We start from the raw sequence: 14,369 nt of genomic DNA on the forward strand, positions 1-14,369 counted from the left end.
AATTAAGAGGACAACGGAATTGTTGTCCTCCAATTTTTACCAATCGCCATAAACGCAAGTTTCGTTATACATTGAGCTACCAATTTCAATGTCAGTATCGCAGAAACCATTTTGAAGCCATTTGCACTCGCCGTTTGATTTTTTATAACCTTTAATAGAAAGACGATAAGGATAGGTTAAACCTGCATGCGAATCCCCATCAGTATAAACAATATCGCCAGCATAAAGACGTGTGATGAATGTTGTACCTTCAAACACCCGGCAAGCACTGCGAACTTTGAAAACATAGCCTTGTACGCCGCCGCAAGCGCTATATCCGTAATCATATTGTGTTCCAAACGCTAATGAAGCCCCATATTCACCGGTTGGAATCCAGCACTTTGTCCATCCTTTGGCGCTTGTATAAGCATAGTTAGGTGTTTTTGAGCCGGAATAACCGTAAGTATCGACAAAAAGTTCTTTCGGATATAAATATCCGAGCAATTGGTTTGCATCTGTGCTATCCCAAATAGGGAATTTTACTGAGTTATCATTGATATAAATTTGAGGTTGAGCCATAAATATAACCCCCCTTAAAATTAATAAAAATATTAACATTAACGTTAATTTTTATATTTTTTAATCATTTGCATTATCGTTATTTTTATCATGGTTTTGATAAACACCAATGGCCGCCAGCAAGCCAAAGATGCCGGAAACAATGATTTCAAGCGCCCCTTCAATCTGCGACGGATCATCGACTTTGGCGATGTTCGCGATAACGAGCGCAATAATCGGTATGAAATAACCGATGATTTTCTTCCAATCTTTCATCCTTAAATCCCCCCTTTCTGAACAAGGTAAATAAGAGCAAGCAAGAAACTCAATAACCAAGGAATAACTGCAGTAAGGACAGCGCTAATCCATATTTTTTTAAATTCTTGTTTTTCGCGTTTTTGCTCTTTGACAATGGTTAACGCTTCATTTGCCTTTTCGAGCGCTTCTTCAGCCAATTTCAGAGCTTCGCGACTTCGTTCGTCCGCTTCTCCAGCAATCAATGTTTTTTCTTCCAGCCGAATGATTCTCTGTTCTAAACGTTCCAATGAACTAGACACTCCATTCAACGAATCATAGATTTCGCGAAGCGTAATCGTTACGCCGTTCCCACCCATTGTAGACATTCCCCATACCTCCTAACATTAATTATAATGTTAATTTTATTATTAATAAATGCATTAATTTTAATTAGACGGGAGATACGTGAACACACGCGGATCTTCCTGCCCGACGGTCCACATGGCTACGCCTTTGCATCCATATTCAGAAACATATTGGAGAGTAGTTATAAACCCTTCGAGGTCACTGTTCCATGCGATTGAATAGCCTTGTGAATCTCCAATGTAAAAATTCCTTAACCAAACGCCGGCGTCAACCATTCGGATCCGGACGGTTTTGTTTCCTTGCCAGGAAGGAACGGTAGCTATTGGTAAGTTTTCGTAATCGTTTGCGATATCGATACCTAAACCTTCATCCGGGTCGAAACCGGAATAGATTAGATAGCCCAACTCATCGTAGGAGTATGGCCGGCTTTCTTCAAGAGCGATATGTTCAACACCATCCACGATCGCCGAAACCTTCTCCATTGGTTCATATCGGTCGTTTGTTGCAATTTGTAGTCGATAACATTTCAATCGGCAGTTTTTTGCATAAATACCATGCGCGCCTTTAGTGATTTGACCAGGGAACACTTCGGTACTAGGGTAATCGATGACCACGTCATTGTTTCCAACCATACATTTTATATGATTTCCGACCACCCGAACCTTCAACGTGTACCGGTTCCCCAAGGTGAGATTCATCGGTGCTGAAGCAAGGGTTTGAGAGTTTCCTCCACTTTCATATTTCAGATAATAAAGACCGGCGCTATGATCGGCGACGAATATATATCCTTCTCCAATTTGCCCAGGCGTATCAGCATAGAAACGAATTCCATAAATTGCCCCACTGTCGCCAGGATCGGCACTTAAATCGGCTTCGATATGAGCGTTCATTTGATATTGACGGTTTAATATCAACTGCATGGATTGGCCTCTCGCGTCACCAAACACATGAGCAGCTTCATTTTCACTAGCCGCCACCGGTGTCCATACACCATTTGAATATCCCCTCGCAACTGCTGGACCAACGCAACGCTTCAAATTAGGGTCCGGATTACTACCAGGTGGAACATAAGCAGTATTTACGTGGAGATAATACCGAGTTTGAGCCAAGTCCGAAATGCCACTATCGGCATGTGGACCAAACATATCCTCCCATATGATGGCCGGACGTGGTGGCCGACGTAACACTTCACCCGTAAGTGTCATTTCATCCGGGAATTTTGCTTGAACCTTTGAAACAACTCCATCCTGAACCGTTCCCCTTTTCATGGCAGGTTGAAGGTTCACGTCATATTCAATTTCGCCTCCAGACATACCATGTTCGAAGTCTTGGCATATGATAAAGCCCAGGATTTGAGCATCATCAGAGCAAACCCCAACATTTATGGTGTTGGACGTTCCGAAAGAGAATGTACCGCAATCATAGAAATGTTTAGCAGGATTAACATAGAACGGATACCATTCCGGCTGATTACCAGGCGCTCCGATCGTGAACGGTGTACCGTTCACTGTTATCGGAATACGAGGATTTAAATAAGGAAAGTACACCACTGCAATCAATCGGTATGTTCCAGCGCTTGGCAAACTAAACGAATACGTCAATTGACCATCTTGACCGGTTTCATCTTCTGCCGGTTCACAAGTTTGTAATTCTTCATTGTAGTTATATACTGCTTGATAAGCCGAATACCCAATAAAAGTATAGCCTGGAAGTGTATCTATTGGCGTCCAGGACGTTCCCTGCACGGTGTTTCCGGACCGGGTAGATATATCTGTTAGGACCTTTTGAATTCCCGTAAATTTGGCCCTTTGGTGTTTTGAATAGCTTGTTATATATTCCGCACCATTGTAAGTGGACCGAAAAATCACTTGCGATCCGTTAAAATTCTCTATTAAATTGGCAAATTGGACCGCGAAACGATCGTACACATGGAGAAAAGTACGTTCATATCCGGACTCCTCATCATGAAACCCCACATATGGAATAAAGGATTGATCGTACCAAACGAACTCTCCCTGTTCGTTATAACTTCCGGCGTTATGTTTAAATAATCCATTTTGCCACAATAACAGCTGCCAATAACGAACAGCACTACCGGAACGCTTCTCATTTAATGGCCAACGACGACCATAGGCCGCATTCCCAATGAAAGTACGTTCCGGTGGTAAAACATTTTTCACATGATCCAGGACTTGCAACAACCACCAAACCGGAGTAGAAGGACCAGGCGCTGAATTGTTATGGGAAAAGTCATAAGACATAATCTGAAACTCATCAACTGCCTGGTTTCCGTTTGAATCAATACCACCAGCGATAGTACGATAATCGGTCCATTGATACCAATAAGGCTCAAAATCGCCGGTCATAGCATGAAGGTTAACACGCAACTCCAAGCCAAGAGGAATACAAACTTCATTTTTTACCCTTACTAACAGATCGCGATACTTTTCCGCTTCTTGATAAGACCGGCTCCTCGATGAACTTTTCTCGAAGTCCATCTCGATGCCTTTAATTCGACCGGGGAAACGGGCCATATACAGCTGTGCGATTTTTTTAACTTGCCGGATAAAAGTATCCTGGCAATTATTCACGTTATCCAACATCGGCTCTACTTTTGACTCGCCGAAACAAACCATTTGTAAGGACCATTTAATCTCCGGATAATGATCCACTAGGTATCGAAGGGAATCTCTCATCCACCATTGAATCGCAGTCTCATCAGCCGTAAGAACCGAATAGGACTCCCCAGCTTTATAGCTGTAGATGGTTCCATCGGCACGAACACCAAAATCATGTAGACCAAACGCGTAAAATTTATGATGATGTTCCAGGAAAGCATACCAAAAATTTCGTTGATCGCCGCCCCAGGTCTTCCAAACATCCGGGTCAAGAATTTCCCATTGACCTGGTGAAATTTCCCTAGCGTACTGTTCAAATTGGCTATTTGATGGTTCGTTCAAGGACCACGACAAAAACTTAATATGGCTCATATTTTCGACTTCCCTTCTTCCCATTGGATCAACTCGGCTATCCCCCAATAACCAATGCCCACATCCTGCATTTTTCCGTTTACCAGCCGATAAAACTCAATTCGGATACGGTTCGAACCATAAGGCAATCCCATAAACAGCTGGCGTTTTATTTTTAAAATTCCGTTACCAACAGAGATCGTTCGGCTGGCTCGGTTCGCTGGTTGTCCGTTTAAGGTTGCGATATTTTGAGAAGCCAGGAGTTTAATTTCACTTCCAGCCGGTCCACCTTCGAAAAAGAATTCCCGGCTATACCTTTTATTCAAAGGGTGTTCCGGTTCATCTTCATAGGTTAATTCGCCATAACCGGTCGGGAACGCCCCATAATTAGTAGAAATCCGTAACAAATCAAAATCATCCTTGGCATATAAAGTTAAATCAACTGCAGTCGTGACTAATTTCTGCGAAAAATCATCTTCGTAAATATTCGGAATGACAATCGCTTCATGCCCTCGACCAACAATGTTATAAAATCGGTTTTTGATATTTGGAAATACCCTCGGCTGATCACCTTGATAAACATCACCGCCAACACCAGTCTTTGATTCGTCCAAAGTCCCGTATTTAGGAGAAAAAAATTCTTTTGTATTTGGAATGGTCGCTGTAACTTGCTGCCCTTCTTGCAATTGCAGATCCGTTAAATGAACGGTTCCTGCCTCGGCGTTTTCGACCACAAACTCCAACTCAATGCTTGAAACCTTTTTTCTTTGATATTTTGTTAATGTTGCAAGATAACGCGTCCAGGATTCTTTATTCATAAGACATCACCCATCCAATGACCAGCGAGTCTCCGAAGGGTGGCCAGCCCAAATCGTAGAAATGGTTCCTCCTTGCAACATGATATCGGTTACATTCACTTGACCAGATTCGCAGTTTTCCATCACCAACTCAATTTCTATAGCCGAAACACCCCGGTCCGGGTTCTTTACTTCGATGGCTTGGTTTATGAGATTAAAAAACATCATCAAGCCTCCTCACTTAATGGAATCCAAACCGGTTCGTCCTCGGTTCCATCCGCGTATTTAATTCGAATGTATACGCCAACCCTTCCTGTTCCGACTTTTAAGTTTTCAGTGGACACACGCATACTGATGGAATAGGAGTCACGATGAGAAGGATAAACCGTTTGTTTTAACGATTTGGTCACGCCAGGCTGTGCGGTAGCTTTGAATGATGCATTTCCGCTATAACCATTCACCGGATCGATCTCCCAGCCATTATTTGTCCAGTAATTAAATCCATCGTCAGCCCTTGAATTCAAAAGATAGTTAAACACATGAAGATTTAACATTTCACTACGATCGACCGTATCCTCTGACTGCAGAAAAGAAGTCCCTTCTTGAACACCGGTTAATAAATCCGTTAAACTTGGTTGTTTCGATTCGAGTTGAAGCTCTGTGTTCCAAGGCTCTACGACATTATACTTCCATCGCATGATACGAACCGAAACATCGATTTCTAACTCTTTGTCATAAACCATGATCTCATCGCCCAGGAAGAACTCTTCATGGGATAAACCGGATAGAGCAGAAAGGTCGGCTGCCTTCAAAATATAAGACGAACGAGGTCGAGCCAAAACTTTCAGAGCGTCCTCCCCTTTTTCCTTTAGATGAAAAGGGTTCGTGAAACGCTCATCTTTTATGACTTTTACCCGGACCTTATTTGTATAGCTGAAATCTTCCAAATAAGGAATGCCATTATTCGCGTCTTCGATGGTCATGTTGTTTTTTCCGTACAAATAAAGACGCGTGACTAATTCCTCGGTATCATAAATCGCTTCTACTTCTTCGAGGTTTTTGGAATAAACAATAGACGCGCCGGATTTTCTACCGATCGGTTCCGTAAAATCAACCGTCATCGTGTCGGTATTGAAATGCAATTCTCCCCCAAAGAGGTCCGGTAATTCCGATAATCCTTTTAATCGGTTGGTGATGCCTTCCTCTAATTCAAGCGTTCGCTGCCGCGTTATGGTAACATTTCCTACACTCCATCCAGTACCATCCAGGAGGTCGGAGATAATCTCTGCCGGTGTTGCGCTTTCCCATCGCGCCTTTGATACCGGCTCCGCAAATTGAAGATCGTACCAAAGCGCCTCTGCATATACCTCGATTTCCGCAGGACTGAAACCGGAACGTCTGACACTAACACGCCGAATGATATAGAAACTATTAACCAATTGGACTAGATTTTCATTTTTTAAATAAACACGCTTTTTATCTTTCCAAGGCAATCGGAATGTTAGCTGGTCAATACCATTAATCTCTTGCTCTAGGATGATATCCTCGGCATTTTCTAAAACAGCAAGTCGCTTCCGGTTTTGGTCCAAAATAATTGGACGCGCCCCAGGTAATCGATTATAAAGAGGTTTAATTGATTCCCCTTTACTGTTGTATTTCAACCGTCCTAGCTGGTTATAACGGACGCGCCCTAGCTGATTGTATTTATTAAACATCAACAATCACCTACGCCTTACGAATCCATGGAGAAGCATAAGCGCTCCGAGCGAATGCCGGTATACTGCTAGGAAAAGGATCCGGGAATCCATTCGCATAAGGTAAAGACGCACGATACCCACCATATGTGGTAGATGTACCGGCCGAGCGATCGATTAAATTTAAAACAATGGCATCTGTATTGGCCAAGCCATCCCATTGGCTATCTGCGCTATTAAAACGAGCAATCCAATATAATCCAGGATTAAGGGTGATATTGGCCGGCGCATATTGCCATTCGTGAACTTCAGTACCGACAGTCCCACTCCAGGACATCTCTGCCGATTCAAAAACTAAAGAACCAGGATATCCTTCTCCATTATCCGCATAAATCGCTATTTTTGCCTGGGTACTACTAGCCGCATGTTTCCCTAATTGCAGACCTACTTCTGAAAAGGTCATTTGCTGCATAACCGGAAAAGGAAAAATATCTAACGTATCTCCATAAACTAAGACATTTTGCGCGCCGGTGATACTTGCCAGGCTTCGCTTAAAATGACTCCACATATCTACGTTTATGAGGACATTCAATGTATCTATCGGTGCCGCGCCACCAGCTACCATGGCTATATCCGTTTTTAATTGAGATACATCGCTTTGAATACCAGGCAAAGAAGAAAGATCGTTTTGAATGGATTCTATAGTGGCCGATTGGCTCACAATATAATCGAAATCTGCAGTAATAACATCTGACGATAATTGTTGATCATGAAAGACAACTACCCCATGGCCAGGGGAGATTACATATTCCGAAGGGTCAACCGGTGTTCCGTTTCGATACACAATCGGTGCCGGTGAATCTAACCAACCACGAATAGTCCCTTCATAAATACGATAACGCAAAGAAGGATCGTCTTGGTCGGCCACAGCAACAAGCGTATGGCCTGAAACACTCGATGTTTTCATATTTAAAACTTCTTCGAGCTTATTCACCGAATGCTGCAAACCACTAATATGCGCCGATAGAATATCCTCGCTTTTCAGATCGATATATGGTGTTTTCGCCATAGTTTCACCCCTTTATTTCCAACGACTACGCGCTGTTACTTTGAATTGAGTAACAGTCGCTCCACCGTTAACCGAAATGGTCAACTGATTCGCCCCTGGAACCAGGACCGGAAAATTAATGTTGTCGATATCATGAATAGCAGAAACTTGTGTCCCATCCGTTTTAACGATATATGCGGTGATATATTCGGAGTCCAATACAAGAGTTTCACCACTTAAAAGAGTACCGGTGAATTTGATAGTCGTATTATCAGTGGTTAATTCAATAGATCCACTCGAATTGGTTCCTTGAATTTCAATTAAAGGGTTGGAATTGGCCGTCCCTTGACGATCTAATGTGTAGGTTCCAGGATTACTCCAAGACATCACATCATCATTGACCGCATACCAATACGGATCCGGACAATAAAACTGCAACTCGCCCCGTCCCATAGTCGCGATTTCATCAAGAGCCGATTCATCCATTAAAATACCATTGATAAACTTATCCGGTTCATCCGAAAAAATCATAGGCCCTGGCTCGTCGGAATCCAGGTACACCGCTAGCTGACGAACCAAAGCCCGGTAATTTGTATGGTCTTTTTCGTTTAAAGTTACCTCCACCGGGAGAACGATCGGACCGTGTCTTTTTTCAAAAAAGAAAGCACCAGGACGACCGTAGATCTCCTTGGTGCTTAAAATTTGAGGTGGCAAAATAGGCCTGCCGATATTATTCACGATGATGAGGTTGCTTAAATCATTGCCTTTATAGGTAAGCATTAAAAGCCCCCTCTCGCTCTAACCGTAGAATTTTGTCTCCGGCGCAATTCATGGTCCATATATGGCGCTGTGACGCGAGCAATTTCTCGACCGTCCAGGATGACCGGAACAATGATCTCAGATGGTCCATTGTTACCTTTACCGGTGATAGCGTTGATTTTTTCCGCGATTGCCTCCGCAAATGGTTGCATCGCTTGGCCGCGTAAAGGAATAATCGCCTCCGGTCCAGCCTCCCCGGCTCCTATTAAACTAGCACCGTCAACAATACCACCTTTAGCGTACCAATCAACCGATATTTTAGGGATGGATGGTGGATTTAACGAGAATTTACCGCTAATTTTGAAATGTGGTAGTTTTGGTAATTTTGGTTTTGGTATTTTTAACTTTAAACCGGAGAAAAATCCTTTGATTTTATCAACGATCGCTTTAATTTTTTCTTTTGCTGTTTCAATAGGATTTAAGATGGCGTTTTTTGCTGCTTCAAATTTACTTTTCGCTGACGAAACCAAAGATTGAAATCTTGAAACAGCGCCATCTTTTAAACTTTGAATCTTGTTAACAACGGATTGTTTTAAAGATTCCAACTTTGACGTTACGCTATTCCAAAGGTCTTGGACCTTCGAAATAACGGACTGTTTGATTTCTCCCCATTTTTTTGCAAGGTTAATGGCCAATTCGACCGCTTTCGCTTTGACTGCTTCCCAAGCCTTCGCCATCTTCTCTTTTACGTTATTCCAAATGGCGATAAGTTTAGGTTTAATAGAATCCCAGTTTTTCCATAGATAAATACCGATAGCGACTGCGGCCGCAATCGCGGTAATGACCAACCCTACCGGATTTAATGCTAAAAAGCGTAATGCCGTTCCTAGTGCTTTAACAACGGTGATAACACCTTTGAATACACTTGTTAATTTCATTATCACCGGTAATGCTTGACCGATCGCACCGACCATAACTCCAAATATCGCCAGCGCCGGACCAATAGTAGCCACTAACACACCGATGATAGCGATCAATTTCTGAACGGTTGGGCTTAATCCCTGGAACCAAGTCGATAAGTTTTGTACTGCTTCAGTTAGAATCGGTAAGACCATATTCGCCAGGTCGATAAGAACTAATCCTAACGGTTCCAAAGCAACTAACGTTTTTCGCCAAGTTTCCTGCAATTGAGTGCCAAAGTTATTATAAAGAGCTTCCCCGGCACGATTGGTCGCCCCTTCAACTTGCCCTAGATGGTCCTTTGTGGTTGTCATAGCTGTAATAACATTCGCTTCTAGGTCTTCCCACATGGTACCAAATAGAGCAACACCGATCTGATTCCGTTTGACCGGGTCCTCCATGGCCGCCAACGCCGCAATGGTAGCATTAAATGCCGCTTTACCTCTCTCGCCACCAGCCGCTATATCATTGGCCATTTTAGTGGCATTTAAACCCAGTGCTTTAAATGCCTCTGCGGTCGATTCACTTCCATCCTTGGCACGAATATTAAACTCTTTGACCGCATCCCCGACTTTGTCGAGGTTGAACGCACCAGCCTGCGCGCCGGAAATAAGGATATTCATCATATCCTTGGCACTATGGCCCATCGCCGCGAATTGTGGCGCATATTCCCACATGGTATCGAGTAAATCCCCAGCATAATCGCCGCCTTTTTGGAATCCAACAGTTAAGAGGTCAAGGGATTCCTGGGCTGAAATGCCGAAGTTTTTCATTAACACATTGGCCATTTTGGTAGTTTCGTTGATTTCAACACCAAAAGCGTCACGAATTATAAAAGCCTGTTCTGTGACCTCTTTTAACTGATCGGTTGGCAAATCTTGAAGATTTCGAGATACGGTAGCCACAGCATCTGCCGCTTCAGCGCTACTTTCACCAAAAGCGCTTAAATATAACTCTTTGGCAACAGACGTTAATTCTTTGGCCTTTTGTTCCGTTACTCCTAATGTTGCCTGGATCTTACCATGGGCCGACTGCCAATCGGATGCGGTTTTGATTGCAAGACCACCCATGGCTGCCATAGGCAATGACAAACTTTGTGTCATTTGTTCGCCGGAGGATTTCATGCGGTCCGATAAGCTGGAAAGTGAATTTTGTACCTTTTTGATGTTCTTTTCAAAATCGGAAATCTTCGCTCCAACTGTGACGAAGAACTCTGAAACTTTAGGCATGTTTCTTTTTCACCTTCCTCTTTACAGGAATGGCATCCGGACCCATGAGTTTTACTGCACGTTCAAAACGCTTTTGTCTTTCCTCCAGCGAAACCACTTTTCGATCCCGTCTACGATACAAGTCGGAACCTTTGAGATTTCGCTTTTTGTAATGTGGTTTCGCGATGATGGCTGTAAAGTGAGCAAGCAACTCCCCTAATTCATCCTTGCGCCACCAATATCCATCAGCCATCCACTTGATCTCTTTTAAGGTGCTGTTCCAAAATTCATCGGGTTTAATGCCAAGTTTAAGAGCGCTCGCATACAACTCCTCCCAGTCGATACGAGCGCTCTTGTTTAGTTTTTTGCTGTTACCCCTTGTCTGCGAGTCGCGCGATTTGGTTTATTTTCAGATTCCGGGAATGCCGATTCTAACGCCTGTGTTACTTTTTCCATAACAGCTTCAAACCCTAACTCGTCGATTAGATCCCCAGCTTCCGTAAGCGTGAAATCATAAGTACCATCACCATTGTCGAATTGATGGATTAGACCAGCCCAAACAATAGTACGAATCGCTTTAAAACCAATACCTCCACGTTCAAAGCGAACTAATATCTCCGGAACGGTTAATCCAAGCGTTTCCTCTAATTCAACCAATGCGTTTGTTGTATAACGCAAAGAATAATCAGCGTTTAATTTAACAATCCCTTTCGCTTTGTTCGCCATAGTCATACCTCCTAGAAAATTTAACAAAAAAGGAGTACCCATAATGGGTACCCCTTTAGAAATTACCATTGTCCGTATGTTGTAGCTTCGTTTGCCATTGAGTAGCCGATCTCGATGTCCGTATCACACCATCCGTTTGAAAGTGCATAGAATATGCCATTTTTTTGGTATCCTTTGATGCTTAAACGATATGGATGTGACACTCCTCCATTACTATTTCCATCAGTCACCACGAAATCGCCAGGATAAATGCTTGTGACTTCGGTTGTACCGTTGAATATGCGACATTTTCTTCGAATGAGGAATTTATAACCGCTGACATATTTTTGTTGGTAGTTATCTTTATAAGTATGGTATCCATAGTCATAAAGAGATCCATATGCATAATCAAAGTTTTGACCGCTTACGATCGGAATATAACCATATTCAAATTTAGCGTTATCAGACCGTATGCCAACTTTCCACACGCTTCCATAATCATCCACTTGTACGAATAGTTCGTTTGTATAAATTGTTCCAAGATATGAAATTTCACCGACTGGACCACCCGGTGCGGCATCTTCATAGTCCCAGTACACATTTTGGATCGGACCTTTGTTTATATAAATAATAGGTTGCATAAAAAACACCTTCCTTTTTTTTGATAAAAATTATTGTTTTAGTTATGGCGATACAGGAGTCCATGGTTCATCAAGCTGAAATTCAGCAGAAACCGTTGATGCATCATTATCTGGCCATTCTTTAGAAATGGTAGAAACGAACGCTGTCGCTTCTTCTACATCGGTGCCATTTTCTGATCGTCTTAAAACAACAGTTTCCTTGTTTTTCATTGCATCTTCTATAGCTTTAAAAGCCGCGTCATTTGGAACATAAAGTGCCTCAAGAGAAACGGTGTCGTCCTGTTTCCCATAAATCCATTTGGTATGATCAGAATCTTTTGAACTAGCTTCAATGAGATTTCGAGAAGATTCGGTTGAAAGGTTGGTTTGTTCGGCAACCGGTGTCCAGTTTGGAGATACATCATCGCCGAGGTTGACGAGAACTAAAACAGATGCACCATCAATACCTTTAGATTGGGCCATTGCATTACACCTCCATGATTCTAAATCGGAAACGAATAATACCCTGGCGTGTCATACCATCCGGCGATTCCAGGGTTTCTTCCATTTCCAATCTTGCTAGCATCACACTTAAACCACTACCAACGTCGATAGGCTCCCGGCTGATAGCTTCCAAAATCAAAGGATGGATTTTAATAAGTATCTCTTCATCCCCCGGATAATCGGACCAAGTATGAATCGTTAAGGTTACTTCTTGGCCAGCCGAGGTTTTACTTCCCCAAGGAGAGCCAGTCATCGCTCCAAGGACGATGTAGGGATAAGGTGTTTTTTCATCAACATTATCGAAAACGCCGTTTATTACAGCATTTAAGGAAGGGTCCTGGCTCAACCGCTGATAAACTCCGGATTTCACCATTCCCAGGGTCGATATTTCCTTTTTGTTCATCATAGCTTTTTATACAGCTCCTCTAACTTCTTTAAAAAATCGTCTTTTTCAGCTTCAAAAGCCGGAAATAGGAAGGGTTGTGGCTTTGCACCTCGGAAATTAACCCACCATTCTCCGGTTTTTGGATGTTTAAATGTCCAAGGAGTTTTACGACCAGGAATGTCCGGATGTTGAGCATAGATCCCGGTTCCCCATTCTTGATAAGCCGCATAAGGCAATCGAGAACCAACTCTAATCGCAAGACCATCTTTAAACGGTTCCAGGACAATAGAAGAACGAAGCGTCCCATCGTCCACCGGCGCTCGTTTTTTTGCGCCGCGCTGAATATCAATCGCCTTTTGATTAACAATTTCTTTCGTTTCTTTTTTCTTTTTCTTTGCCAATATCTCGAATTGTTTGATAGCTTTATCTACGCCTTTCATATCCAAGGTGAGTCTTGGCCGAGCCATTAGACCACCTCCGAACAAACAATTGTGAGCATGGTATTTAACTCATCCGGATAAATCGAATCGATTTCAAATACACGACCGTTATACACAATGCGATTGTAAACGGTGATATCCGAACGATACCGCATCACGATTTCATGAGATAATTCACGTTTGACTTGCATGGCTTGATAGCGACGCTCTCCGTTTAACGGTCGAACATGCGCCCAACACGAAAACGCATCTGTCCAGGTTTTCTGACCGCCACCCATTGAATCCGGTGTCTTGGTTGCTGTTTGGACCGTTATCCGGTGTCTTAAATTACCAATCTTCATCGATAGATTCCTCCGGATCGTTCCACTCGCCATTAAACGGATACACGCGCAAATGCTGAATCATAGAAAAATCCGGTTCAGGAACCCTCCCCCGGTTTTCGTACAATTCAGCCATACGATTAAGAACCCATATTTTCACTTCCACAGGAGCTTCATTTTCAATGGTTTGGCCTGTTTCATCGGTAGTTGAAAAATCAGTATTGAGAAACCTTTCAGCTTCGTTACTTGCCGCTGTTTTTAGACTTTGAATTAGATTGTCTTCGAGATTGTTTTCCACCCGAAGATACGTCTTCATTTCGTCCAGCGTCATCGTTATCTTTAGGCTCATCGGCTTTCACCTCGGCCTTCTTGTTTTCGTCTAAAGATTCAACCAACCCGGATTCAATCCAGGATTTTACGAATTTATCGGCTACCTTTAATTTTTTAGAGTCGTATTCTTGGCCAGGAGTTAAAACATTGCTGCCAATGATGACCGCTTGCTTTGGTTTAAATTTCACCCCAAACACCTCCTTGTTTAGAAAAAAGATGAATAAAACCGGGATAGAGATGAACTCTTTACCCGGTTTATTCATTAGGATGCCGGCACATTTAAGATGGTCAAGGCATTTGGACGGATGACACCGCCACCTACTCGGCGTTTATAACGGAATCCAACTAATCCTTGATCAATAAATTTCTCTTCTAAACGCTTAATAGCGCCGCCATTACGGTTTAAAATACGGTAACCCTGCTTAAAGTCACCGAATACCGCCACTTTACCAGCCGTACCAGCTGACGGGATAGTTGGAATATCGTCTTG

At 42.8% G+C, this 14,369-nt stretch carries 20 protein-coding genes; all 20 read right to left on the reverse strand.

Annotated features, from left to right (window positions below):
• Window positions 1-36: 36 nt before the first annotated feature.
• Window positions 37-558, reverse strand: coding sequence for a hypothetical protein (locus ABES52_RS04370; protein WP_429649321.1), 522 nt, complete (start codon window positions 556-558; stop codon window positions 37-39).
• A 60-nt stretch (window positions 559-618) separates the two neighbouring features.
• Entirely contained in the window at window positions 619-813 is a 195-nt protein-coding gene (locus tag ABES52_RS04375) for a hypothetical protein (protein ID WP_429649323.1), read from the reverse strand.
• A 2-nt stretch (window positions 814-815) separates the two neighbouring features.
• Window positions 816-1,160, reverse strand: a complete 345-nt coding sequence (locus ABES52_RS04380) for a hypothetical protein (protein WP_429649325.1) — start codon at window positions 1,158-1,160, stop codon at window positions 816-818.
• Window positions 1,161-1,220: 60 nt separating this feature from the next.
• Complete coding sequence (locus ABES52_RS04385) at window positions 1,221-4,130, reverse strand: glycosyl hydrolase family 18 protein (protein ID WP_429649327.1); 2,910 nt, start codon at window positions 4,128-4,130, stop codon at window positions 1,221-1,223.
• The gene (locus tag ABES52_RS04390; RefSeq protein WP_429649329.1) at window positions 4,127-4,927 is read right to left on the reverse strand and encodes a hypothetical protein; all 801 of its coding nucleotides are present in this window, start codon (window positions 4,925-4,927) and stop codon (window positions 4,127-4,129) included. The genes ABES52_RS04385 and ABES52_RS04390 overlap by 4 nt, the downstream gene beginning before the upstream one ends.
• A 6-nt stretch (window positions 4,928-4,933) precedes the next feature.
• On the reverse strand, window positions 4,934-5,131 hold the full coding sequence (locus tag ABES52_RS04395; protein ID WP_429649331.1) for a hypothetical protein: 198 nt from the start codon (window positions 5,129-5,131) through the stop codon (window positions 4,934-4,936).
• A gap of 2 nt (window positions 5,132-5,133) precedes the next feature.
• Window positions 5,134-6,621, reverse strand: a complete 1,488-nt coding sequence (locus tag ABES52_RS04400) for a phage tail spike protein (protein ID WP_429649333.1) — start codon at window positions 6,619-6,621, stop codon at window positions 5,134-5,136.
• A 10-nt stretch (window positions 6,622-6,631) separates the two neighbouring features.
• Entirely contained in the window at window positions 6,632-7,669 is a 1,038-nt protein-coding gene (locus tag ABES52_RS04405) for a hypothetical protein (RefSeq protein WP_429649335.1), read from the reverse strand.
• 12 nt (window positions 7,670-7,681) lie between these two features.
• Window positions 7,682-8,428 (reverse strand): distal tail protein Dit, encoded by a 747-nt coding sequence (locus ABES52_RS04410; RefSeq protein WP_429649337.1) that lies wholly within the window; start codon window positions 8,426-8,428, stop codon window positions 7,682-7,684.
• Window positions 8,428-10,458, reverse strand: a complete 2,031-nt coding sequence (locus ABES52_RS04415) for a phage tail tape measure protein (RefSeq protein WP_429649339.1) — start codon at window positions 10,456-10,458, stop codon at window positions 8,428-8,430. Before ABES52_RS04415 ends, ABES52_RS04410 begins: the two co-directional genes overlap by 1 nt.
• Before the next feature lie 130 nt (window positions 10,459-10,588).
• Entirely contained in the window at window positions 10,589-10,828 is a 240-nt protein-coding gene (locus tag ABES52_RS04420) for a hypothetical protein (RefSeq protein ID WP_429649341.1), read from the reverse strand.
• 104 nt (window positions 10,829-10,932) lie between these two features.
• Window positions 10,933-11,301: a GTA-gp10 family protein gene (locus tag ABES52_RS04425; RefSeq protein WP_429649343.1), complete on the reverse strand. Its 369-nt coding sequence runs from the start codon at window positions 11,299-11,301 to the stop codon at window positions 10,933-10,935.
• 62 nt (window positions 11,302-11,363) lie between these two features.
• Window positions 11,364-11,921 carry a hypothetical protein gene (locus ABES52_RS04430; protein WP_429649345.1) on the reverse strand — a complete coding sequence of 186 codons (558 nt, stop codon included), beginning with the start codon at window positions 11,919-11,921 and terminating at the stop codon, window positions 11,364-11,366.
• Window positions 11,922-11,963: 42 nt separating this feature from the next.
• A complete protein-coding gene (locus tag ABES52_RS04435) occupies window positions 11,964-12,383 on the reverse strand; it encodes a phage tail tube protein (RefSeq protein ID WP_429649347.1) in 420 nt (139 codons plus the stop codon).
• Window positions 12,384-12,387: 4 nt separating this feature from the next.
• Window positions 12,388-12,810, reverse strand: coding sequence for a DUF3168 domain-containing protein (locus tag ABES52_RS04440; protein ID WP_429649349.1), 423 nt, complete (start codon window positions 12,808-12,810; stop codon window positions 12,388-12,390).
• Entirely contained in the window at window positions 12,807-13,256 is a 450-nt protein-coding gene (locus tag ABES52_RS04445; RefSeq protein ID WP_429649351.1) for an HK97-gp10 family putative phage morphogenesis protein, read from the reverse strand. The genes ABES52_RS04440 and ABES52_RS04445 overlap by 4 nt, the downstream gene beginning before the upstream one ends.
• On the reverse strand, window positions 13,256-13,570 hold the full coding sequence (locus ABES52_RS04450) for a phage head closure protein (RefSeq protein ID WP_429649353.1): 315 nt from the start codon (window positions 13,568-13,570) through the stop codon (window positions 13,256-13,258). The genes ABES52_RS04445 and ABES52_RS04450 overlap by 1 nt, the downstream gene beginning before the upstream one ends.
• A complete protein-coding gene (locus ABES52_RS04455; protein WP_429649355.1) occupies window positions 13,557-13,847 on the reverse strand; it encodes a head-tail connector protein in 291 nt (96 codons plus the stop codon). The genes ABES52_RS04450 and ABES52_RS04455 overlap by 14 nt, the downstream gene beginning before the upstream one ends.
• Complete coding sequence (locus ABES52_RS04460) at window positions 13,792-14,067, reverse strand: hypothetical protein (RefSeq protein ID WP_429649357.1); 276 nt, start codon at window positions 14,065-14,067, stop codon at window positions 13,792-13,794. Before ABES52_RS04460 ends, ABES52_RS04455 begins: the two co-directional genes overlap by 56 nt.
• Before the next feature lie 74 nt (window positions 14,068-14,141).
• On the reverse strand, window positions 14,142-14,369 hold a 228-nt coding region (locus tag ABES52_RS04465; RefSeq protein WP_429649359.1), incomplete at its 5' end, for a phage major capsid protein.

Origin of the sequence: Aeribacillus pallidus (assembly GCF_050478865.1) — a bacterium.
Taxonomy (GTDB): domain Bacteria; phylum Bacillota; class Bacilli; order Bacillales; family JACDOC01; genus JACDOC01.